Below are 22,838 nucleotides of genomic sequence, written 5' to 3' on the forward strand. Positions count from 1 at the left end.
TTATTTATCCATTTCTCTACAGCCATAAACAATTGCCTCGCAAACGCTTATAATAGAGTGTCAAAATCATCCATGACTGAATATACAGGGACAACAGTATGATCTGTTTTGTAGTTTCGTCCATTTGACGCATATGTCAATTCTCAGTGGCACTATTTTGTATAATCTAGCTGTATCTCACCGTATGAAACAAGGGAATGCTTGGACATAGCAAGGAAGTCATAAGTAAACCGATATCTCACTTCACACCAGTATTTAACAAAGCCCTACCGTCTAGATAGGTAGGTATGACTGATATAAAAGGATCGACAACAATGAATTATTACAAGGATGCTGATAGCACCGAGACCAAAGAGTGGTTACAAGCCTTTGAGTCTGTTCTCAAACATGCAGATAAGGATCGCGCTCAGTTTCTTCTAAAAGCCTTGTACAATATGGCTGTTCAAGAAGGGCTACCATTTAATAGATTGGATACCGCGTATATTAATAGTATCGCTGTTGAAGATGAGCCAATGTATCCAGGCGATCTTGGTATGGAGCGTAAGATTCGTGCGTTGATTCGTTATAACGCTTTGGCAATGGTCATGCGTGCCAACAAAAACGATGATGATTTGGGTGGTCACTTGGCGTCATTTGCCTCTAGTGCCACGCTTTATGAAACAGGATTCAACCATTTTTTCCGTGCGGCAAGCGATCACTTCGGTGGTGACATGATTTATTATCAAGGTCACTCAGCGCCAGGTATCTATGCACGTTCTTATTTAGAAGGTCGCCTAACTGAAGATCAGCTCGATAACTTCCGCCGTGAAGTGGGTGGTAAAGGCTTATCAAGCTATCCACATCCATATTTGATGCCTGATTATTGGCAGTTCCCAACGGTATCAATGGGCCTAGGTCCGATCATGTCGATCTATCATGCTCACGTGCATCGTTACATGGAAAACCGTAAACTGTTAGAAAAAGAAGGCCGTAAAATTTGGGCATTCTTAGGTGATGGTGAGACGGATGAGCCAGAAAGCTTGGGTGCAATCTCTCTTGCTGGTCGTGAGAAGCTGGACAATCTAATTTGGGTTGTTAACTGTAATTTACAGCGTCTTGATGGCCCAGTACGTGGTAATGGTAAAATTATTCAAGAGCTAGAGTCGGTATTCCGCGGTGCTGGCTGGCGTGTGATTAAAGTCATTTGGGGTGGTAAATGGGATAGCCTGCTTGCCAATGATGATACTGGTGTTCTCAAACATCGTATGGAAGAAGTGGTCGATGGTGAGTACCAGCTATATGAAGCGCGTACGCCTGAATTTACTCGCAAAGAATTCTTTGGTAAATATCCTGAATTAAAAGAAATGGCAGATGCACTGACTGATGAAGATATTGCACGCCTAAACCGTGGTGGTCATGATCCACAAAAAGTGTATGCTGCGTTTAGCGAAGCGATGAAAACCAAAGGTCAGCCAACGGTTGTACTGGTCAAAACTGTCAAAGGCTATGGTTTGTCCAGCACAACACAAGCGGTCAATAAATCGCATCAAATCAAGAAACTTGATCAAGAGGCGCTCGTTTATTTCCGTGATCGCTTTGATTTGCCATTTACCGATGAGCAACTAGAGACCTTACCATTTTACCGTCCTGAAGAAGGCTCGGCGGAAATGAAGTATCTAAAAGGTCGCCGTGAAGCATTGGGTGGTCATCTACCAAATCGCCGCAGTGGTCATATTCCGCTGAATATCCCTGAGCTATCGATATTTGATCGCGTCTTAAAAGGCAGTAATGGCAAAGAACAATCAACGACGATGGTATTCGTGCGTTTGTTATCAGCCATGCTGAAAAACAAAGATATCCAAGACCGTGTTGTGCCAATCGTACCAGACGAAGCGCGTACCTTTGGTTTAGAAGGCATGTTCCGTCAATTGGGTATTTACTCTGCAGTTGGACAGAAATACACGCCAGAAGATAGCGAAGCATTGATGGGCTACAAAGAAGCGATCGATGGTCATATGCTAGAAGAAGGCATCAACGAAGCGGGTGCGATGAGTACTTGGATTGCCTTAGCAACCAGTTACTCTGTAAATGCGTTGCCAATGATTCCGATGTACATCTATTATTCAATGTTTGGTTTCCAGCGCATAGGTGATTTGGCTTGGGCGGCAGGTGACTGTCAGGCACAAGGCTTCTTACTAGGGGCTACTGCGGGTCGTACGACTTTGAATGGTGAAGGCTTGCAGCATCAAGACGGTCATTCACAGATTTTATTTAACGTGGTACCAAACTGCGTGTCTTATGATCCTTGCTATGGTTATGAGCTGGCTGTTGTCGTACATGATGGCCTACGCCGCATGTATGGAGAAGGCGAGCGCGTTTATTATTACCTAACGCTAATGAACGAAAACTACGACCAGCCTGCCATGCCAGAAGGAAGCGAGGAAGGTATCAAGCGCGGTATGTATTTACTTGAAGATAATGACTCAACTCAGGTACAGCTATTGGGTTCAGGCGTGATCTTACGTGAAGTACAAAAAGCGGCTCAGATCCTAAAAGATGAGTTCAATATCACATCAAACGTTTGGAGTGTCACCAGCTTCAACGAGTTGACTCGTGATGGTATGGTTTGTGACGACTACAACCGTCTACATCCAATGGATGAAGAAAAAGTGCCATGGGTTACTGAGCAATTAGCACCGCACGAAGGTATCGTAGTTGCAGCAACCGACTACATGCGTAACTACTCAGAACAGATCCGTGCTTGGTTACCAGACAACCGTCCTTATACCACGCTTGGTACAGATGGCTATGGCCGCTCTGATACTCGTGAAAACTTACGCAGCTTCTTCAACGTTGATGCGGCTCACATCGTTGTTGCTACGCTTAAGCGCTTAGCGGATGAGGGCGAAGTGGAAATGCGTTTGGTTAAAGATGCAATTTCAAGCTTAGGCATCGATGCGGATCAGCCACCTGCATGGCACCAACAGTCTTATTATGATCATTCTCCAGATGCACCAGCACCAGGCAAAGTAAACCCAAGTCCTGTGCCTGAGTTCGTTGCTGACGACGATGAAGAAATCAGCGATGAAGGCCGCGCCGAAGATCAAGCAGATGCAACCTTGCTCAATGACGGTGATGTCAAAGAATAATAATCATAAGACTAGGAGATAAAACATGGACATTAAAGCCCCCGATCTGGGTGTCGATAGTGCTGAAGTCAGCGAAATTATGGTAGCAGTGGGTGATGTCATCGCAAAAGACGACAACATCGTTCTGCTAGAGTCTGACAAAGCTTCAGTTGAAGTACCAAGCTCTGCTGCTGGTAAAGTCACCAAAATCAATGTTGCCATTGGCGATCAAGTCAGCGAAGGCATGGTATTGATCGAAGTAGAGAGTGCTGACGCAAGCGATGACAATGACGACACTGCTGAAGAAGCTCCTGAGGCAGAACAAGCAGACGATAATAATGAAGACGCATCTGTTGAAGATGATGCAGAGGAAGAGTCGACTGATGATGCTGGCGAAGGCGCATCGACTACCCATGCACTGCCAGACATAGGCGTTGATGAAGCGCAAGTGGCTGAGATCATGGTGAGTGTAGGCGACACGGTCAGTGCCGATGAGTCTATCCTACTGATTGAGTCAGACAAAGCCTCAGTCGAAGTGCCTGCACCAGAAGCAGGCGTGGTCGAAAAAATCTTGGTTAATGCTGGTGACACTGTTGCTAACGGTCAAGACTTTATCGTTATTAAAGCGGCAGGTACTCCTAAGGCAAAACCGAAAGCGGATACTGCTAAAACTGAAGATAAAGCGGACAAGCCTGCACCGAAAGCTGAAAGCAAGTCACAGCCAGCCCCAACAGGCGAGCCAAAGCAAGCGTCTGCACCGACCTCAACTGCTGCGCCTGCGGGCAAAAAATTGAGTGAAGCGGAAGTCAATGAAAAGTTGGTTGATGTATATGCAGGTCCTGCTGTACGTAAACTGGCTCGTCAGCTTGGCGTGGATATCACACAGGTAAATGGTTCAGCGCTAAACGATCGCATTCTAAAAGAAGATCTGTTTGCGCATGTCAAAAATCGTTTGACCACCCAACAAGCAGCGCCAGCTGCTCAGGGCGCTGTTAGCTCAGGTCTGCCAAAGCTACCTGATATGAGCAACGTTGAAATCTGGGGCGAAACAGAAACCCAAGATTTAAGCCGCTTGCAAAAAGTGTCAATCCCGCAGCTGAACTACAATACGTATCTACCGCAAGTGACACAGTTTGATTTGTCTGATATCACCGAAACTGAAAAACTACGCGGTGAGCTAAAGGGTGACATGAAGGCGCAAGGTATTGGCCTGACTATTTTGGCCTTTATTGTTAAAGCAACTGCTTACGCTTTGACCCAGCACCCACGCTTTAACAGTCATTTGAGTGATGACAATACGCAAGTGATTTTGCGTAAGAGTGTTAACATGGGTATTGCTGTTGCGACTGATGACGGCCTAGTGGTTCCTGTGATTAAAAATGCACAGGACAAAGGCATCAAGCAGATCGCCATCGAAATTGGTGAGTTGGCAGGCAAAGCACGCGATAAAAAGCTCACTACTAAAGACATGCAAGGTGCAAGCTTTACCATATCAAGCCAAGGTATCTTGGGCGGTACAGCATTCACGCCACTGGTCAACTGGCCACAAGTGGGTATCTTAGGCGCATCAGAAGCGACTATGCAGCCTGTTTGGAATGCGGCTAAGCAGACTTTTGAGCCGCGCTTGATGCTGCCATTGTCATTGTCTTATGACCATCGCGTCATCAATGGTGCGGATGCAGCGGTATTTACTCGTTATGTCGCTACATTGCTTGCTGATCCACGCCGTATTTTGCTATAGCTGATACGCTACTCTAAAAGCTAAAACCAAAAAAAAGACTGCCTAAGGGTGGTCTTTTTTTTGAGCAGTACTGTATTTGAAATAAGCAAATGTTAGCCACAAAAAAGCCAGCATCAGCGCTGGCTTTTTATACTTAGATTATCGAGGTTAATACGGTTTGTGATTAAAACTGTTTGACAAATGCAACGCCATATACCCAAGGGCTGATATCGATTTCACCGATATCACTGCCATCTAAAGTAGCATCTGTTTTGATGTCCATATAACGCGCATCGATACGGAAAGCTTCAGTTGGAGCGAAAGGAATGTCCAAACCGACATGACCGGCCACACCAACGCTATCATCAAGATCTAAATCACCACCGGTAGAGATTCTTTCTTTAAAAAAGGTCGTATAGTTCACGCCAACACCAACGAATGGCTTGATATTCATTGGCATGTTGTCAGAGTCAAAGTGATATTGCACAGAAAGAGTTGGTGGTAAATGTTGGGTTTTACCTGTTAAAACTTGTGTGCCATCAGCACTATTTAGATCAAAATCATGATGAAATGGAAGTGCTGCGAGTAGCTCAACACCGACATTGTTGGCAATGAAATACTCACCACTGATGGTTGGTTGTATATCGCCGTCAACATCAACAGACAAACCATTATCTAGAGTGCCATTATCACTTTTAGGGTCAACATAATGTGCACCAGCCGCAATAGACCAAGTGCCAGCAGGCACAGCAAAAGCAGTAGTCATGGTAAGGGCAGTAGCAGCGGCTAAAACTAGGGATTGTAGTTTCATGATTTGGTTCCTTAATATATTAAAAGGTTATCAGTGCTAAATGAGGGATGACATTGCACACTGATACATAATGTTATAATGGATGATAAAGCGGTAACATTATGACTCTATTATAGTATAAAACCACAATTACTGTAAGGTTTTAATTGTGCTTTACTAAGTTTTATTTAATTATTTATAGTAAAGATGATAACTGTATAATTATTTTGATTATTTAAAAAATAATTATTGTGAGGTAGGGTATAAGCGTGTTGTGATATTCTGAAAATAGATAGCTAAGAATTATATTGATGATTGCTAATGTCTAAACGGTAGAATTGGAAATAAATGGTGATGGCTTACTGAATTGATATTCATGATATGACAAGAGGCGTAATATATTATGCTCGGTTATTGTAGCAACTCTCCACTACGCTGTGAGAATGCGCGTTCTGCAAAGATACTGACTCAGGTAGATTCTTGTTGCCCTGAATGTCATTTATTTTTGGTGCCTGCTCAAGACATAACCCAGCAATTGCTCGCTGATGAGCAGTTTTTACGATTTTCTGTTTTATTAATAGTATTGGTGCTATTAATAGCGGTCTATGTTCACTATTTGCATGTCACATGAGGGTTGATTGTGGTTGGTGCTCAATGATTCAGTGTTGCTATTGGCAATTTGAAACTATCTCTATCTTAATTTTTATTGAGATGAGCTGTTTTGTGACAGAGCGTTCAAGACATATTTTACGATAGTGACTTTATTTTATTTATATAACACCGGTATTTCACCGAATAGGGATGGCATGCTACTCAAATCTATAAGGCGCTTGCGTCATTTTGTTTATGATACTTTGCAAAATGATGAACATGACACTTTGTTTAGCCGCTATATTGATTATTTTCTCATATTCCTGATTATGACTAATGTGGCCGCTGTGATTGCCGAGTCAGTTGATAGTTGGTATTACCCTTATCAAGATTATTTTACTTGGTTCGAAAACTTCTCCATTGTGATCTTTTCTATTGAATATTTGCTGCGGCTATGGAGTGTTGCTGAAGCCAAACCGGACAATACAACGTGGAGGCAGCGCTGGGATTGGGTGAGAAGTCCTTCCGCACTCATTGATTTGGTAGCCATTGTTCCAGCCTTCTTAAACTTCTTTGTCAATATTGATCTGCGTTTCTTACGTATTTTGCGTTTGTTCCGTATTCTCAAACTGACCCGCTATTTTGCGTCCATGCGTATCCTTTTGGTGGTCATCAGTAAAGAACGCGGCTCGTTCCAAGCAGTTATTTTTATATTAATTATTATGATTGTGACCGCCTCGAGTGGCATTTATTTGGTCGAAAATCATGCGCAGCCAGAAGAGTTTGAGTCAATACCCAAGGCGATGTGGTGGGCTGTGGTAACGCTCACGACCGTGGGTTATGGGGATGTCACACCAATCACTAATGCTGGCAAGATATTGGGTGCTATTATTACGATATTGGGTGTGGGTCTAGCGGCACTGCCTGCGGGTATTTTGGCAACGGGTCTTGCAAATGAGTTGGCGCAGCGCCGTGAAGAGCTTGAGCAACATTTTCGTGAGCAACTGATCGATAGCGACTTTGATTTGGTACAAAATCAGATGATGATTGATAAGATTCGCCGAGAGCTAGGATTAGACAAAGAGCAAGCACAAAATATCGTATTACAAGTACTGCGTGAACAAGAACTTGAGCGGCGAGAAAGAGAAGTAGAAGTGCGTCAAAAGAATTTTTGCCCACATTGCGGTGAGGTTTTATAGCTCAGTATCTATCAGGCAATCATAGAAATTTATGCTTAAAATTTCTAGAAACAAGTATATTTGGCAGGAAACATAAAAGGGTACTGTGTGATTGAGACGCAGTACCTTTTTTAGATTTTATGATTGGCTAACGCTATATTCCTTGAGGAATCGGTAGCGCCCGTGCCAATTCATGTGCGACTTCTTGTGCTGCATTCGATAGATCTTCAGCGCTCAATGGTAAGTTTTGTAGGGTTAAATGCCAATCATCAACAGATCGGCGCAAATGAGCCACCCAAAGCGTCTTACAATCACGTGGGAGCTGCTTTAGGTTGACTTCAAAACAGCGGTTACCCTCATCATCACTCAAATGAATCTCACCTTTTTTGACCCTAGAGAGTGAATGCCCGTGATAGGAGTTGGCAATCAAAGCGATATGAGTGATATGTAAGGGAATTTCTTCTAGCTCCAGTCTAATTTGTTCTTGATCAAGCGGAGCCAAATACATGGCTTGCTCTCCGCGATCCTTACCGTTTAGACTGTCTCCTTGGTGCTTGACGGACTCAGCTTTGTCACGTAATTGTTTGAACCAGACAATATCACTAATGATGCAATTGTCATCATACAATACGCAAGCCAAGTCGATATCTACCGCGCTTTTGTCCTTTTTAAAACGCTTAAACAACCCTTTTGGCTCGATCTTAGTAAACTCATAGTTGAGCGCAAAAAATAACGTTCCCGTATCCAAGCCCAGTCCTCTTAAACTGTCGGAAAGCAGCGGTGATGGGGCAGTGGTCGGCATAATATTCCTTTTTAATTTTTAGTGGTTAACGATTATTGTCATTCGAGTGTTATTCGTTATTCGTCATTGCAGGTTGGTCCAATACTGCTTGATAAAGGAGTGCAGGCTTGGCGTCCAACAGGCCACTGCCAAAACCACGTAACCACCAAACCAGCTGTGAGGTCAAATTAACAGTCGCTTTTATCGTCAGGGTGTCGTCGTTTGATGTGACGATTTGATCATCACTCAGCTTGCTCTCCGTGAGGCTTCTGCCTGCCTGTTGCGTAAATTGTAGCTCAACAGCTGTATTTTTACCACGCTCAGCCAGTTCACCAAACAACGGATGGCTAAAGCCCATGCTGCCTTCATCCAAATAAGTATCGAGCTGAAAGTTATCTGGTGTCTGTGCTGCGCTCTCTAAAATCTCGACTCTATCAAATCGATGCAGCGCAAAAGTGCGGATGGTGGCTTTTGGGTCATCGGTACGAGTCGCCAGTAGGTAAATAATCACGCCACGCTGGATAATGGCAATAGGATTTAGTGTGTATTCACTGGCCTCTGACTTATTGCTGCGAGTGTAGCAGGCATTAATTTGCAACTGATAAAACAATGCATGGTAAATGTTGTCTTTGCTATCTAAATCTATATCTGGGGCAATAAGTGGTTGGGTAGCAGGTTCGATACGCACGCGGTCTATCCATGAATGCGTGACTTTACTGTTTTTGAGCTGTCTTCTTGCTAGATCAAACCACGGGAATAGCTCATCTAAAATCACAGGTGGCAACAGCTGAGTGAGATTGGCCTCAACCATGTTAAAGGCAACTGCTTGCGATAGATTCATATGCGGCAAGCTTTGTAGCGGTGCGTCTTCCTTCCAGCGCCAACCTTGTGGATTGGCATTGTTTTTTTCGATAGGAAAGCGTTTGGCCAATGCGTTCAAATCACGTTGCACGGTACGCAGGCTAATGTCAAAACCGGCCATCATGAGCTGTTCATAAATATGTGTCGTACCTACCCAGCGATTGCGCTGCAGCTGTGACAGTACTTGCCATTGACGAGCCGTTGTTGCTGCCCCGTGACGATTATCTTGGGTCTCTTTTAACACATCATTTTCTGCCGCCTCTATGGCAATCGCTTGCTCATCAGAATCTGACTGAGCTTGGATGTTCTCGGCGTTAGTAGAATGTAAAGTCATTAAAAAATACCCTTTATAAAGTCACAGGTCATTGTTCTACAGATTTTGGCTAGTTGTTTATCATCTCAGAAAAGTATCAAAGCGTCTAGGGACGTTCGTATACATTTAGGCATCGTTTAGGCGCTGTCTAGGCGCCGTCTAAACATAGTCTAGAAACGTCCTAATTATCATTTTGGTGTGTTGTCATTGACACTTTAAGCTTCACTTTGCTCACGGTTATCAATGACGTCACTATCGTTATTTTCGCCTTTACGTTTTTCTTTTTTTATTTTGTCCTCTTTTTTTTGGCGCTTAGCTTTGCGTTTTTTCTTCTCTTTCTTTTTTGACTTTTTATCATCTACCTCATCGTCGCCGTCTTGGTTCTCATCCCATAGCATCAGACGATTTAGAACTTTGCCAAATAGGGTGTCCTTGCGGTAGCGACCTTTTTTATTCATGGTATCGATGGGTAGGCCTGTCATCAAGGTCAATGCTTCACTCAAGGTATAAACGCCATAAATATGAAAGTCGCCGTCTTTTACTGCAGCAATGATATCGTCGCGTAGCATGAGCTGTTTGACATTGGCCATCGGAATGACCACGCCTTGAGCGCCCGTCAACTCTTGCTCACGGCACGCATCAAAAAAGCCGGCGATTTTGGCATTGATACCACCAACTGCTTGCACTTCGCCCAGCTGATTCATAGAACCAGTAATGGCAAAGGATTGATCAATAGGGATATTTGCTAAGGCGGATAGTAGCGCACAACCTTCGCTAACGGTGGCACTATCACCATCGATATGGGCGTAGCTTTGTTCAAACGCGAGCGAAGCGCTAAAATTTAGCGCATGGTGTTGGCTAAATAACGCACGCAAATAACTGGTCATGATCAACATACCCTTAGCGTGCAAGCTACCACCCAAGTCTACATCACGCTCGATATCGAGGATTTCACCTGCGCCAATATTGGGCTGAATAACAGCAGTGAGGCGCGCCGGCATGCCAAACTCACTATCGGCATAGCTGACGACGGTCAGAGCGTTGACTTGCCCAACCGCACTGCCTTGGGTTTGAATCAGCTGCTGGCCGTTTTTGAGTTCGTCCCAGTATAGATCGCGCAAATATCCTGAGCGCTCATCCATGTCGTCGATTGCCTGAATGACATGATCTGCTGTCACCATTGTCTCATTATTTAAACGAGCATGACGGTTTGATTCATGCAACAGTTTAATCAACAAATCACTGTGTAGGCTTAAACGGTCCTGCTCTTCGGCTTGCAAGCTCAAATGCTCAAGTAACGTGGCTTGCGCGCTACTATCGAATGGATAAAGGTCGGCATAATCAATGATGTCTGCCATTTTCGCTACCAGTGCCAATTCATGCTCGCTGGTGCGCGTCACATCATCATGAAAGTCCGCACGAACTTTAAACACCGCATCAAACTCAGGCTCAAGCTCTAGCAGCTCATAATATAAGTCTGCTTCACCTAATAAGATCACTTTGATATCAAGATCAATGGGCGCTGGTGATAAAGACAAGCTACCTGTTAAGGTCAGCATTTGCTCAAGGCTTGAGAGTTTGATTTTGCGTGACTGTAGCGCGCGCTTTAGACCCTGCCATGCATAAGGATGCTCAAGTAAATGGCTAGCTTCTAGCAGCAGGTAGCCGCCATTGGCACGGTGTAGGGCACCTGCGCGAATCATGCTGACATCCGTCGTTACAGTCCCTAATTGGGTAATTTGCTCAACATGACCCAACAAATTAAGGTGAGTCGGTAGGTCTTCAAAGACAACAGGTGCGCCACTGTCTGGTGCGTGACTGACAATGACATTGACCGCGTAACGGCTGGGTGTTGTGGTCAATACAGCTGTCACAAATTCTTCATCATCGCCGTTAACGATACGCTCTACATGAGTAACCATATCGGAAAATACGGCTTTGAGATAATCAACAACAAGCGGGTGCGTGGCAAATTGCTCATAAACAGGCGCAAACAAAGGTTGTAATGCACGGCGCGCGATACTGCGATGCAGTGATTCTATCGCATCGTTGGCTTCGTCTTCTAACTGCTCTAACGCAATGGTTAGTTGACTGAGGCGCTTTTGCATATGGTTTTTCTGTACAAAGTTATTTAACTCAGCCTCGTACTCACTGTTACCATACTCAGAGTTTTGAGCGTTGTTTTGATCTTCATCAGGGTTAGTCTTATCGTTGCTCAGTATGTTGACTTTTTGGTTATCATTTCTTGGTGATAAGTCTTCATTATTGTTAGATGATTCAGAAGCCTTTATAGGGTTGCTGCTACTGTCTGTCGTCAGCTGACTGGGATGGACAAAAACTGCCTTATTATCAAATGAGCGAAACGTTAAGGCGAGGTCATACTGCTTGCCCTCAGCGTTTAGCGCGTCGTAAGCATGACTCTCTTTTTGGTGCGTGCTGTTCTTGATTGCTTCGATTTTGCTTTGATACTGGTCACTACGAAAGCGTTGGCTTAGTCGCTTTTTCGCTTGTTGCCACAAGTTATTGACCTGCTGTTGTAGCAAGGCGGCTTGCCCCGCAGGTAGACGCAGAGCCAGTGGCGTACGTGGATCAGTAAAGTTGTGCACATATACCCAATCATCAGGCGTTGGTGCATCGGCGGCAATACGGGCCAACAGGCGACTGATGACAGTACGCTTACCCAAGCCGTTCTCGCCAGCAGCAAACACATGATAGCCACTTGCTTTGATGTCTAACGCAGTGTGTAAGGCTTTGAGTGCACGCTGTTGACCGAAGCCAACATCTAAGTCAGGCGCAGTACGTGTGTCTGTAGGCAACTCATCAGGGTCGCTATAGCGTTTTAGTTGCTCAGCCGAAATACGGCAGCTTTTTTGAACCTCAGTAAAAATAGGATTTGGGGCGTTAGATGTTATTTGTCCGTCGTCTTGTGAGTCAGCGGTAGGTGGCACCATATTATTAGCGTCTTTTGATATTTGAGATATAGGGGTATAGGATTGTTCGGTCATAGGTTTTTGAGAAATCGTCTTAAAAGTATTGAAAGAGTATGAGGGACAATATATTTATTCTGGTCATGCGCGCATTGAACTTTTTATAATTAATAGTGACATCTTACAAGATATAGTCACATTTTAGCGAAGTCATTAAGCGCAGTTTTGTATCATATTTACAGAAATCTTTGATCATGATAAACGAAAAATAAAGAAACTAGGCAAGGCGTTTTATGCTGTTAACGCAGAATAACGCGTCATGAACGGTGCAGATAGTATAAGATGTCCCACATTGGCGCAATCTGCAACTATTCAATGAGCAGACTGCATGATAAAATAGGCGGTTCACATGTCAAAACTGGATAACTCGTTGTATGTCAGCTTCCGCTAAAACCTCTTCGTCGTCTACTAGCACGGGTCATATCAATATTGATCCGACTGGCTTTGTGAAGCTTGGCTCACAATTGCCAAAGCTGGCCAGTATCTTAGCACAAGCCGTAAATGAGCTAAGTCTATCACTAAGTGAGAAACAGCAGCGCACGTTATTATTGTACTTAGACCAGCTTTTGTTGTGGAATAAGGCGTATAATCTGACCGCCATCACCGATCCAGAAGAAGCGCTGATCAAACATGTGATTGATTGCTTGTCTATTATAACGCATTTGCCGACAGGGTCGCTGCTTGATATCGGTACAGGCGCAGGGTTGCCTGCAGTGATTATTGCGATTTGTCAGCCTGAGCGCCCGTGTACAGCCCTTGATAGTAATCAAAAAAAGATTCGCTTTATCAAGCAGATCAGCAGTGAGCTTGGCTTACGTAATATGCAACCGATCGCTTCGCGTATTGAAGCGCACGAAGCCAGCTATGATGTGGTGACTTCTAGAGCGTTTGCCAGTTTGATAGATTTTGTTGAAGTAGCGCAGCCGAGATTGGCAGATGACGGTTATTTGTGTGCTATGAAAGGCAAAGCACCGAGCGATGAAGAGCTGCAAGCGCTCGATAGTGATTGGCACATTAAGACGATTAAGCTGACAGTACCGCGTCTGCATGATAGTCGTCATTTGATTGAAATGTCTGCTAAAAATGCCTGAATGGTAGATACTTCTCAGTCATGAAACAGCAGTCGTTTTTTTGTGAAACGCAGTTTACGTTTGTACCTAAATGGCATAGTATTTAAAAGCACTGAAAATATACAAACGAAAATTGGGTAATTTATAAAAGAATTTTTTTATAAATGGCTGCCCTTCATGAAGCGCTGAGTTAGCAGCACTGCATAAGCATATAAGATTGAGCGGCAAATTCTGCGTCAAATAAATTAAAAGAAAAAGTCAGTAACAGACCTTAATAAAATTGAGTGAGTGTATGGAAATCATAGCAATTGCGAATCAAAAAGGCGGCGTGGGCAAAACCACAACGGCGGTAAACTTGACCGCCAGTTTAGCTGCTAAGCGCAAGCACGTACTACTGATTGACTTAGACCCACAGGGCAATGCAACCAGCGGTACTGGTGTCGACAAAAACGATCTGACGCTTACCATAGCCGATGTTTTACTGGATGGTGTAGCGCTGTCTGAAGCCATTGTGACCAGTCCGGCAGGGTTTGATGTGATCGGTGCCAATCGTGATTTGGCTGGCATGGATATCACCTTGATGGGTAAGACCGACAGTCATGAATTGTTCAAAACGGCCATGGCAGATTTGGTTAGCGATCAAGCCACTACAAAAAAGCCGTCATACGATTATGTCATTATAGACTGTGCGCCAAGTTTGAACTTATTAACGATTAATGCGTTGGTCGCAACTGATAGTGTGATTATTCCAATGCAGTGTGAATATTATGCACTAGAAGGGCTAGCAGATTTGTCGCAGACGATTGAGCGTCTCACTGAATTAAACCCTAAGTTATATATTCGCGGTGTTGTGAGAACGCTATTTGATGCGCGTAACACGCTTGCCCGTGATGTGTCTGCTGAATTAGAAGCGCATTTTGGCGATATTATGTATAAGACTCATATCCCAAGAAATATTCGCTTAGCAGAAGCACCTGCCCATGGTCTGCCAGTTATTGTATATGAGAGATGGTCGAAAGGCGCGCGCGCCTATCAAAAACTGGCCGCTGAAGTGATGAAGCAAAGCAGCTAGTTTTTCTATAAAAGCTTTTGAACAACAAAGCACTTAACATTGTATTTAGTAAGCCGCAGCAGTAATCAATAGGCTTTTATTTTAGCGTTAGAGGATAGGTAATCATGGCGAAGAAAAGAGGGTTGGCTGCCAATCGAGGCTTAGATGCCTTATTAGGGTCAATCAAGAAAGAAAAGCAAATCACCGCCTCTGCCTTGCAAGATGATATGGCTGCACGTGATATGGCCGTGCCAGCTGAAACGCTAGATACCAATATGCCTGTGAAAACTGCACCCGTCGATGCGGCTGCGCCCAAAGCCAGTAAAAAATCGGCTGCAAAATCCACTGATAATGACACTACTGTCAGTAACAGTACTCGTTCATCACGTGTGACGAACAAGACGGCTAGCAACAAAACGCGTGGTAATAACACAGACGTAAACGCTTCAGAGGATCAAATCAGCCTCGTGCAGATCGATGTCACGCGTCTACAAGCAGGTAAATATCAACCGCGCCGTGATATGAGTGAAACAGCGCTTGCAGAATTGGCATCTTCTATTGAGCAGCATGGCGTGATGCAGCCTATCGTTATCCGCCCATTACTTGCCAATGAAGATAAGAGTGAAGCCTTTGTTACTCATGAAATTATCGCTGGCGAACGTCGCTGGCGCGCGGCAAAAATGGCAGGAAAGTCGGTTATTCCGGCGATTGAGCGTGCGCTATCTGATGAGCTTGCCATTGCACTGGCATTAATTGAAAATATCCAGCGTGAAGACTTATCTGTGATCGAGCAGGCAGCCGCGTTGCAGCGCTTTCATACAGAGTTTGGTATGAGTCATGCCATGATTGCTGAAGTGGTGGGCAAGGCGCGTACGACGGTGTCGAATTTACTACGCCTAAATCAATTGCATGATACGGTAAAAGATCATTTGGCAAATAGCGCGCTAGATATGGGTCACGCCCGAACGCTATTGGCATTGTCTTCTGAGCAGCAGCCGATTATTGCACAAAAGATCATCGATGGCGGTATGACGGTGCGAGAAGCTGAAAAGCTGGTCAAATCCATTTTGAACCCTGCGCCCAAAGCCAACCGTGTCGAACAAGCACAGTCTCGTGATGAAGAACGTCTCACGCAAAGACTGACAGATATGCTGGGTGCTGAGGTAAAACTTAAGCACAAAAAAGACGGGCAGGGTAGTGTTGAGATCTTTTTTCACAGTCAAGACCAGTTAGCTGCTTTGATTAAGCACATAGAAGCACAGGCTTAAGACAATACGCAAGCTAGTAGGACTGATTTATTAATAACGACTATTTACGTATAAATCCATCTACGTAATAACTGCTTTGAAAAATATGGAAGAGAGCAAATATGTGGGAGTTAGTAAAGGCAGGTGGCTGGCTAATGACACCTATTGTCGTCTGTTCTATATTGGCGTTGGTTATCATTATTGAGCGTAGCCATACACTACAGTTTAGCAAGATTGTGCCTAGCAGATTGCGTGAACAGCTCATCACTCGCTTACGCGAAAATGGAGATATCGGCCGTACGCAATTGATGAATGTCAAAGAAAAGACGGCGCTTGGTGATATCTTAGCGACAGGTTTGCTCTATCGTCAGTATGGTCTAGAATCTATGACCATGCATATGCAGAACCGTGCCAGCGTACAAGTTCACCAGTTAGAAAAAAATATCAATATGCTGGGAACAATTGGTGCTATTGCACCATTGCTTGGATTATTAGGTACGGTATTAGGTATTATTTCTTCATTTTTGGCGATTACTGATGGTGCGATGCAAGATCCAACGATGCTTGCTGCTGGTGTCTCACAAGCGCTAATCACCACGGCTGCTGGTATGATCGTCGCTATCCCAGCGCTTGTCGCGTATCGATACTTTCAGCGCCGCATTATCGACATAAATGCACAGTTCGAGACTCAAGCAGGACTGATGATTCAAGAATTATACGACTATCAATTGCTCGATAATGCTAACGCAGCGGCCCCTGCTAATAGTACGACCACTATTGATGAGCGTGCTCCTGACCGGTTAAATATAGATAAAACCAATGTGGCGACAATATAATTGTCATATTTTCTACCAAGTTTGATGCTCAAAGTACATTCGTAACAGCAGGTAAATATAAGAGATTCATATGCGTTTTAGAAAACCGACTGTTGAGCCGCTTGAAATTAATCTGACACCGATGATTGATTGTTTATTATTCTTAATCGTCTTTCTGCTACTGGCTACCTCCTTTAATCATTTTAGTCGTTTAAATATTATCCTTCCTGAAGCAGAAGGTGTGGCACAGACAGAGCAAAAAAATAGTATAGAAGTAGCTGTACAAGAAGATGGCAGTTACTTGGTCAATGGTATTACGCTCGCCAGTAGCAATGAGGCTGAACTGACCAGCATGTTGCAGCAAGAAGCAGGAAGCAATCGCGATATGCTATTTGTCATCGCAGCAGATGCCAACGCTACCCATCAATCTGTCGTACGGGTGATGGATGTCGCTGGTAAACTCGGATTTTTGAACTTAAATATCAGCACCGTTGTCCCACTTGGTCAAACTTTGCCGCAATAACATTTGCCGCATCATTACTATAAACTGTGTATCAAGCACAGCCCATTCATGTCATGACACCTACATTGAGGCTTTTATGAGCCAAGCTTATATACCTGACTCTACAAAACCTTCTGCTAAAAAACCTTCAGCAGCTCCTTCTAGTCCGCCAAAAAGTAAGACCTTACTGCGTCTATTAAGATATCTAAAGCCGTATTGGTGGGCTTTGCTACTGACGGTTTTGGGCTTTGCTATCAACGCAGGAACTGAGATTTGGATTGCCAAGCTGTTGCAATACATTACTGATGCCATTAACCAAAGTGATCGAAGCAAGCAGGCGTTATTTCCATTACTCATCATTGCTCTATTTTTTGTACGCGGTTTGGGCAGTTTTTTGGGTAACTATTACTCGGCTTTGGTCTCACGTAATTTGGTTTATGAGCTGCGGGTCGAGGTTTTTAATAAGCTACTGCGCTTACCAAGTTCGTTCTATTTGGCCAATCCTGCTGGTACGATCTCATCCAAGCTGATATTTGATGTTGAGCAAGTCACTGCTGCCAGTACAGACTCAATGAAGACATTACTGCGTGATGGTTTGACGGTTGTGGCATTGATAGGCTTTTTGCTTTATAGCAACTGGCGCTTGACGCTCATTTTATTTGTCGTGTTGCCGCCTATATTGTGGCTCATCCGCATTGCCTCCAAGCGCTATCTTAAGCTCTCTAAAGGTATTCAAAAAACGATGGGTAGTGTCAGTCATATTACCAATGAGGTCATCAGTGGCTATCAGGTGGTAAAGAATTATGGCGGACAAGCATATGAAGCCGAGCGCTTTGATAAGACTTCAAAAAAGAACTTACGCCAAGGCATGAAGGTGGTCGTCACCAATAGTATCAATACCCCAGCAGTACAGCTGCTGATGGCGATAGCCATGTCGGTGGTGGTATGGCTTGCATTGAGACCTTCAGTCATTAGCAATATCTCAGCGGGTGAGTTTATCTCTTACATTGCGGCGGCTGGTCTGCTGAGCAAACCGGTACGCTCACTGACTGATATCAATCAAAAATTGCAAAAAGGCATTGCTGCTGGTGAGTCGATTTTTGCATTACTTGATGAGCCAGAAGAAGAAGACACAGGCACTATTAGCAAGGCATTATCTGGTCAAATGTCGTTGGATAATATCAGTTTGGTATATCCAGACTCGACGGTTGCTCTGCGTGATTTTACATTAAATATAAAAGCAGGCGAGACGGTTGCATTGGTGGGACGAAGCGGAGCAGGCAAGTCCTCCTTAGTGAATCTTTTAACGCGTACTCTGGAGACATCCTCTGGGCAAATTACTTTAGATAACATACCAATTGAAGACATCAAATTAGAAAGTCTGCGTGCGCAAATTGCCATGGTGAATCAGCAAGTCGTACTATTTAATACGACAGTATTTAATAACATTGCTTATGGCGGCTTGGCTAATAAGAGCCAAGCTGAGGTCGAGCAGGCCGCAAAAGCGGCTTTCGCTCATGACTTTATTATGAAAATGCCAAACGGCTACCAAAGCGAAATCGGGGCCGAAGGGCTTCAGCTATCTGGTGGACAGCGTCAGCGACTATCTATTGCTCGTGCGCTGTTAAAAGACGCTCCGATTTTGATTTTGGATGAAGCCACCAGTGCGCTTGATAATGAGTCAGAGTATTATATTCAGCAAGCCCTCGATAACGTCATGAAAAACCGTACGACGCTAGTGATTGCGCACCGCTTAACGACTATTGAATCTGCAGATCGTATTGCTGTGATGGATGGTGGTCAGATAGTTGAGCTTGGCACCCATAATGAGCTGATGCAGCTGCAAGGTCATTATGCGCAAATGTATGCTCGAGACTTTGAGTAGAATAGATTTATTTGATAAAGCGTCAACGCCTAAGCAGCGAATCGATAAGATACATGGCAATTATTCATGAGTATTGAAACGACAGTTACTAATGCATGGCAACGTAAGGCCGCTTGGTTATGGCTTTTGCTACCTATTAGCTGGCTTTATGGATTGATCACATTACTTCGTCGTCACGCTTATAAAATTGGGCTGCTATCAAGTTATCGCGCACCTATACCCGTCATGGTTATTGGTAATATTAGTGTGGGTGGTAGCGGCAAAACACCGTTAATTATCGCCTTGGTCAATCACTTGCAAAAACGAGGCATAAAAGTCGGCGTCATCAGCCGCGGTTATGGTGGTGATACGAGCCAAATGCCAGCATTGGTTAGCACGACCAGTTTGCCTAATGTAGTAGGCGACGAGCCATGTTTGATTGTTCATATGACAGGTGTTGTCATGGCAGTATCTCCCAATCGCCAGCAAGCGATTACTACCTTGTTGGATGCTGATCCTGATTTGCAGTTAATTATCGCTGACGATGGGCTGCAGCATTATGCGCTCAAGCGGGATATAGAGTGGATTGTGGTAGATGCCGCGCGAGGGTTTGGTAATGAGCAATTATTGCCAACCGGATTTTTGCGTGAGCCAATGTCACGACTAGAAGGTGCTCATGTTATTTATCATGAAAAACCAAATACAGACTCGACTAAAAGTAGTAGTAAGCCACAGAATTCTGAGCGTTTGACCATGCGTTTGCAAGCTGATGAATTGCAACGTCTATGGCGTCCTCACTCATCTACCAAGCAAATAGATAATGTCGTACCTACCAGTAATAGTAGAGTACACGCAGTCAGTGGTATCGGCTATCCACAGCGTTTTTTTAATACGTTAGAGTCTCTTGGTTTTGAGGTGATAGGGCATCCTTATCCTGATCACTATGACTTTAATTTGGCTGAGCTTTTACAATACAGCGATTATCCTATCGTTGTTACTAGTAAAGATGCGGTAAAAATAAAAGCATTATTGTCAGACTATACGGCGGACCAAGCATCAAGTGATGAGTATACAGAACTCGTTAGCAGGTTGTGGGTTTTGCCTGTGACAGCCGTATTATCCGATAACTGTTATGATAATCTAAACCAGCAATTGAAAGCTTTGGGTATTGAGGCTGACTCTTATGTTGGTACAAAAATGCCATCATAGATAATAGTCGATACGTCAAACTGAACCACAATTTTTAGGAATAAACCATGTCGCTTGTCACCACACCTGCCAAAACCCATATTGTGATTCCTGCACGCTTTAAGAGCACACGGTTACCTGGTAAGCCATTATTGAGCATTCATGCTAAACCGATGATACTTTGGGTGGCTGAAAAGGCAAAAACAGCAACCTTTGCTGACGATATGTGTATTGCGACTGATGATGAGCAAATTGCAAAGGTCTGTATCGATGCCGGTTTTGATGTTGTGATGACAAGTAGCGAGCATGCGTCAGGCACTGACCGCTTGGCGGAAGTGGCTGCTATTAAAGGCTGGGCTGATCATGATATTGTGGTCAATATGCAAGGTGATGAACCTCTTGTACCGCCCTTACTGCTTGAGCAGGTACAGGCGCTTTTGGTAGCGGATGAGGCCAGCGTCATGGCGACACTCTGTGAGCCTATCGACGATTACGATACGTTCCAGCGACCTTCTGTGGTAAAAGTGGTCAGTCAATATACTAACGATCTACAGCGCGCGCTTTATTTTAGTCGAGCACCGATTCCTTGTGATCGTGATATCGTATTGGCGGATGACAATCAAAGACAGCCACCAAAGAATGCGTATCGCCATTTGGGCTTATACGCCTATCGCGTTAGTTTATTACAGCAGTTTGTGCATTGGCCACAGACGCCACTTGAGTTACTTGAAAGTCTAGAGCAGCTACGTGTGCTGGAAAATGGCGAGCTTATCGCCATTGCAGAAGCTGCTTGTCAACTGCCGGCTGGTGTCGATACACAAGAAGATCTAGACCGTTTAAATGCGATGAGCTTAGCTGATTTTAAAAACCCTGCTAAATAATGGTTTGAGTAAGCACTCGCACATTATCCAGAGTATCGTTAGCGTGCCGCATCCTAAATATCTAAAAACGTGATAGAGCCAATAGAGCTATAACTATGAATGATCTGACAGCAAATGTAGGCACGCAAGAGTGTTCAGACAGTATCTATTTTGAGCCCTTGCTGCCGTGGCAGCAGACGTTGTGGTCACAATTAACACAGCGAGTATTGACGCAGCAGTCCTTGCCGCATGCATTGCTCGCTGCTGGTATGCAAGGGATGGGTAAACGCGCCTTTGTATGGCGGTTAGTGGCTTGGCTGTTATGCCGCGAGCGTGATACGAATCCACTAGGCGCATGCGGCGCGTGTGAAAGTTGTCAGTGGCTTAAGTCGGGCACTCATCCAAGCTTGCAAGTGCTGCCAATTGTGAGTATGCCAATCAATGTGGATAGCGACACCCTTCAGGACAAACCAAGCAGCGCAAAAGATAAAAAAAGTGCCAAGACCACAAGCAGCAGCGCGCTTAAAATCAAAGTGGATGACATTCGTGCCTTGCAGCCTTTTATTTATCAAGGCGGGCAAGGGGTGCGCATCTGTGTGTTGGACTACGCAGAGCAAATGACCGTCGCCGCTGCCAATGCGTTACTCAAGACATTAGAAGAGCCGCAAGCACAAGTTCACCTGTTTTTAATCAGTGATACGCCTGCTCAGCTACTTCCAACGATTAAGAGCCGTGTACAACAGTTGGCATTACAGACTATTGAGCCTGCTGTTGCTATCGATTATGTGACCCGTGCTCTCGGTCACACCATCAATCGTGAAGCCGTTGGTAAAATGGCGATTGAACAGCTTATACAGCTAGCGAACGGAGCGCCACTCGCTGCGATAGCACTGGCACAGGCATCGTGGTATGGCAAGCGATCCTTATGGCTGACCACATGGCAAGCGCTACGTAGTGGTAAGCGTAGTAGCGTAGCAGCAAGTGACTATTGGCAAAGTCAGTTAAGTATAAAAGAGTTTATCCAACTGTCTGAGCTGATGCTGCTTGATATGCGCCGCGTTTGTCTGGGGATTGGTGAACTCCAAAAAGATATCAAACTATCGGTTGCACTAGAATCTTATCAACCTACCGATAGCGGATTAGAGACATTCGCCACCAGCTTGCAGCAGACCAAAGTTGCTTTGCAACAAAATGTGCAAGAAAAATTTGCCTATGATAAGCTAATGCAAGAATTAGCTGACTTGTAAAAGTCGTGATATAGCGCTTAATTATCGCTTATTCATTCACAATTGCTTTTATTTATAATCTCTCAATAACTCATAAAAATATATTAGACCCAGTTGATAAAGGAAGCTGACTATGGCAATGCCAGGACGCGGCGGGATCTTAACCTGTCACATTGAAAGTATCGACACGCTGTATGCCAGCTATTTATCTTTTGTGAATAACGGCGCATTATTTGTGCCTTCTGATCAGCCGCAGCAGCTGGGTAACGAGGTGTTTATCGCTATTACATTACCCAACTCTAGCGAGCGCTTGCCAATGAATGGTAAGGTGGTTTGGATCAACTCCAAAACCCAAGGTGGTCGACCAGCAGGCTTTGCGGTGCAAATTGGTAGTGATATCGCAGGCCAAAGAATTAAAAACGAAGTCGAGCGATTATTAGCGGGAAAAATTGACAGCTTACAATCGACTTATACCATGTAATTCATACTACTTCATTCAAAAACCTAGGCGTCTCTATCGATAGCCATCATGGTGATACTTTGTGATCAATAAAGTGATCCTTAGATTCAACATTGAAGTGCAACGCACCCGAAGCTAGATTTTACCTCAAGCGGTGTTCTAAACCCTAGCACCTTTCTTGGTCGATTATTTAAACTGTCTTCAATCGACTGAACTAAGTGCCTGCA

The 22,838-nt window shown here is 44.3% G+C and carries 18 protein-coding genes and 1 pseudogene; 14 read left to right on the forward strand and 5 right to left on the reverse strand.

The window, feature by feature from the left end; genetic code table 11:
- The first annotated feature begins 314 nt into the window (after nucleotides 1–314).
- Nucleotides 315–3,128 carry a pyruvate dehydrogenase (acetyl-transferring), homodimeric type gene (aceE, locus tag JMX83_RS06135; protein ID WP_201599690.1) on the forward strand — a complete coding sequence of 938 codons (2,814 nt, stop codon included), beginning with the start codon at nucleotides 315–317 and terminating at the stop codon, nucleotides 3,126–3,128.
- Nucleotides 3,129–3,153: 25 nt separating this feature from the next.
- Entirely contained in the window at nucleotides 3,154–4,848 is a 1,695-nt protein-coding gene (locus JMX83_RS06140) for a 2-oxo acid dehydrogenase subunit E2 (protein WP_201599692.1), read from the forward strand.
- Nucleotides 4,849–5,011: 163 nt separating this feature from the next.
- On the opposite strand, the gene JMX83_RS06145 is transcribed toward JMX83_RS06140, so the two are convergent.
- Nucleotides 5,012–5,638: an OmpW/AlkL family protein gene (locus JMX83_RS06145; protein WP_201599697.1), complete on the reverse strand. Its 627-nt coding sequence runs from the start codon at nucleotides 5,636–5,638 to the stop codon at nucleotides 5,012–5,014.
- A 382-nt stretch (nucleotides 5,639–6,020) separates the two neighbouring features.
- Between JMX83_RS06145 and JMX83_RS06150 the strand changes: the two genes are divergently transcribed.
- Together JMX83_RS06150 and JMX83_RS06155 are read left to right on the forward strand one after the other, a co-directional pair.
- A complete protein-coding gene (locus JMX83_RS06150) occupies nucleotides 6,021–6,248 on the forward strand; it encodes a hypothetical protein (RefSeq protein ID WP_201599698.1) in 228 nt (75 codons plus the stop codon).
- Nucleotides 6,249–6,423: 175 nt separating this feature from the next.
- A complete protein-coding gene (locus tag JMX83_RS06155; RefSeq protein WP_201599699.1) occupies nucleotides 6,424–7,407 on the forward strand; it encodes an ion transporter in 984 nt (327 codons plus the stop codon).
- Between the two features lie 133 nt (nucleotides 7,408–7,540).
- Here the strand turns inward: JMX83_RS06155 and JMX83_RS06160 are convergent, their stop codons facing one another.
- From JMX83_RS06160 to JMX83_RS06170, 3 genes are all read right to left on the reverse strand, one after another.
- Complete coding sequence (locus JMX83_RS06160) at nucleotides 7,541–8,188, reverse strand: TerD family protein (RefSeq protein WP_201599700.1); 648 nt, start codon at nucleotides 8,186–8,188, stop codon at nucleotides 7,541–7,543.
- Nucleotides 8,189–8,237: 49 nt separating this feature from the next.
- Nucleotides 8,238–9,362 carry a helix-turn-helix transcriptional regulator gene (locus JMX83_RS06165; protein ID WP_201599701.1) on the reverse strand — a complete coding sequence of 375 codons (1,125 nt, stop codon included), beginning with the start codon at nucleotides 9,360–9,362 and terminating at the stop codon, nucleotides 8,238–8,240.
- Nucleotides 9,363–9,556: 194 nt separating this feature from the next.
- Nucleotides 9,557–12,292, reverse strand: a complete 2,736-nt coding sequence (locus JMX83_RS06170) for an ATP-binding protein (RefSeq protein ID WP_227675758.1) — start codon at nucleotides 12,290–12,292, stop codon at nucleotides 9,557–9,559.
- 410 nt (nucleotides 12,293–12,702) lie between these two features.
- Here JMX83_RS06170 and rsmG point away from each other — a divergent pair, with 410 nt between their 5' ends.
- The 10 genes from rsmG to JMX83_RS06220 all read left to right on the forward strand — a co-directional run bounded on the left by rsmG (nucleotide 12,703) and on the right by JMX83_RS06220 (nucleotide 22,632).
- Nucleotides 12,703–13,419, forward strand: coding sequence for a 16S rRNA (guanine(527)-N(7))-methyltransferase RsmG (rsmG, locus tag JMX83_RS06175; RefSeq protein WP_201599703.1), 717 nt, complete (start codon nucleotides 12,703–12,705; stop codon nucleotides 13,417–13,419).
- 271 nt (nucleotides 13,420–13,690) lie between these two features.
- A complete protein-coding gene (locus JMX83_RS06180) occupies nucleotides 13,691–14,470 on the forward strand; it encodes a ParA family protein (protein WP_201599704.1) in 780 nt (259 codons plus the stop codon).
- A gap of 104 nt (nucleotides 14,471–14,574) precedes the next feature.
- A complete protein-coding gene (locus JMX83_RS06185) occupies nucleotides 14,575–15,717 on the forward strand; it encodes a ParB/RepB/Spo0J family partition protein (RefSeq protein WP_201599705.1) in 1,143 nt (380 codons plus the stop codon).
- Between the two features lie 101 nt (nucleotides 15,718–15,818).
- On the forward strand, nucleotides 15,819–16,532 hold the full coding sequence (locus JMX83_RS06190; RefSeq protein ID WP_201599706.1) for a MotA/TolQ/ExbB proton channel family protein: 714 nt from the start codon (nucleotides 15,819–15,821) through the stop codon (nucleotides 16,530–16,532).
- A gap of 70 nt (nucleotides 16,533–16,602) precedes the next feature.
- The gene (locus tag JMX83_RS06195; protein WP_058024949.1) at nucleotides 16,603–17,034 is read left to right on the forward strand and encodes an ExbD/TolR family protein; all 432 of its coding nucleotides are present in this window, start codon (nucleotides 16,603–16,605) and stop codon (nucleotides 17,032–17,034) included.
- Nucleotides 17,035–17,110: 76 nt separating this feature from the next.
- Nucleotides 17,111–18,898: a lipid A export permease/ATP-binding protein MsbA gene (gene msbA / locus JMX83_RS06200; RefSeq protein ID WP_227675759.1), complete on the forward strand. Its 1,788-nt coding sequence runs from the start codon at nucleotides 17,111–17,113 to the stop codon at nucleotides 18,896–18,898.
- 66 nt (nucleotides 18,899–18,964) lie between these two features.
- Nucleotides 18,965–20,086, forward strand: coding sequence for a tetraacyldisaccharide 4'-kinase (gene lpxK / locus JMX83_RS06205; protein WP_201599707.1), 1,122 nt, complete (start codon nucleotides 18,965–18,967; stop codon nucleotides 20,084–20,086).
- Between the two features lie 47 nt (nucleotides 20,087–20,133).
- Entirely contained in the window at nucleotides 20,134–20,946 is an 813-nt protein-coding gene (gene kdsB / locus JMX83_RS06210; protein WP_201599708.1) for a 3-deoxy-manno-octulosonate cytidylyltransferase, read from the forward strand.
- 95 nt (nucleotides 20,947–21,041) lie between these two features.
- Entirely contained in the window at nucleotides 21,042–22,172 is a 1,131-nt protein-coding gene (locus tag JMX83_RS06215; RefSeq protein ID WP_201599709.1) for a DNA polymerase III subunit delta', read from the forward strand.
- Nucleotides 22,173–22,284: 112 nt separating this feature from the next.
- Nucleotides 22,285–22,632 (forward strand): PilZ domain-containing protein, encoded by a 348-nt coding sequence (locus JMX83_RS06220; RefSeq protein ID WP_201599715.1) that lies wholly within the window; start codon nucleotides 22,285–22,287, stop codon nucleotides 22,630–22,632.
- A gap of 86 nt (nucleotides 22,633–22,718) precedes the next feature.
- Here the strand turns inward: JMX83_RS06220 and JMX83_RS15480 are convergent.
- Nucleotides 22,719–22,838 (reverse strand): annotated as a pseudogene (locus JMX83_RS15480) (IS30 family transposase); the annotation flags it as partial.

Origin of the sequence: Psychrobacter piscatorii, assembly GCF_904846415.1 — a bacterium.
Lineage (GTDB): Bacteria > Pseudomonadota > Gammaproteobacteria > Pseudomonadales > Moraxellaceae > Psychrobacter > Psychrobacter piscatorii.

Excerpts from the sequence above, each read along its gene's own strand:
- JMX83_RS06165 (WP_201599701.1), bottom strand. The coding sequence starts at position 9,362 with ATGACTTTACATTCTACTAACGCCGAGAACATCCAAGCTCAGTCAGAT.
- lpxK (WP_201599707.1), top strand. The coding sequence starts at position 18,965 with ATGAGTATTGAAACGACAGTTACTAATGCATGGCAACGTAAGGCCGCT.
- kdsB (WP_201599708.1), top strand. The coding sequence starts at position 20,134 with ATGTCGCTTGTCACCACACCTGCCAAAACCCATATTGTGATTCCTGCA.
- JMX83_RS06140 (WP_201599692.1), top strand. The coding sequence starts at position 3,154 with ATGGACATTAAAGCCCCCGATCTGGGTGTCGATAGTGCTGAAGTCAGC.
- aceE (WP_201599690.1), top strand. The coding sequence starts at position 315 with ATGAATTATTACAAGGATGCTGATAGCACCGAGACCAAAGAGTGGTTA.
- JMX83_RS06180 (WP_201599704.1), top strand. The coding sequence starts at position 13,691 with ATGGAAATCATAGCAATTGCGAATCAAAAAGGCGGCGTGGGCAAAACC.
- JMX83_RS06220 (WP_201599715.1), top strand. The coding sequence starts at position 22,285 with ATGGCAATGCCAGGACGCGGCGGGATCTTAACCTGTCACATTGAAAGT.
- JMX83_RS06195 (WP_058024949.1), top strand. The coding sequence starts at position 16,603 with ATGCGTTTTAGAAAACCGACTGTTGAGCCGCTTGAAATTAATCTGACA.
- JMX83_RS06190 (WP_201599706.1), top strand. The coding sequence starts at position 15,819 with ATGTGGGAGTTAGTAAAGGCAGGTGGCTGGCTAATGACACCTATTGTC.
- JMX83_RS06215 (WP_201599709.1), top strand. The coding sequence starts at position 21,042 with ATGAATGATCTGACAGCAAATGTAGGCACGCAAGAGTGTTCAGACAGT.
- msbA (WP_227675759.1), top strand. The coding sequence starts at position 17,111 with ATGAGCCAAGCTTATATACCTGACTCTACAAAACCTTCTGCTAAAAAA.
- rsmG (WP_201599703.1), top strand. The coding sequence starts at position 12,703 with ATGTCAGCTTCCGCTAAAACCTCTTCGTCGTCTACTAGCACGGGTCAT.
- JMX83_RS06145 (WP_201599697.1), bottom strand. The coding sequence starts at position 5,638 with ATGAAACTACAATCCCTAGTTTTAGCCGCTGCTACTGCCCTTACCATG.
- JMX83_RS06160 (WP_201599700.1), bottom strand. The coding sequence starts at position 8,188 with ATGCCGACCACTGCCCCATCACCGCTGCTTTCCGACAGTTTAAGAGGA.
- JMX83_RS06185 (WP_201599705.1), top strand. The coding sequence starts at position 14,575 with ATGGCGAAGAAAAGAGGGTTGGCTGCCAATCGAGGCTTAGATGCCTTA.
- JMX83_RS06150 (WP_201599698.1), top strand. The coding sequence starts at position 6,021 with ATGCTCGGTTATTGTAGCAACTCTCCACTACGCTGTGAGAATGCGCGT.
- JMX83_RS06155 (WP_201599699.1), top strand. The coding sequence starts at position 6,424 with ATGCTACTCAAATCTATAAGGCGCTTGCGTCATTTTGTTTATGATACT.
- JMX83_RS06170 (WP_227675758.1), bottom strand. The coding sequence starts at position 12,292 with ATGGTGCCACCTACCGCTGACTCACAAGACGACGGACAAATAACATCT.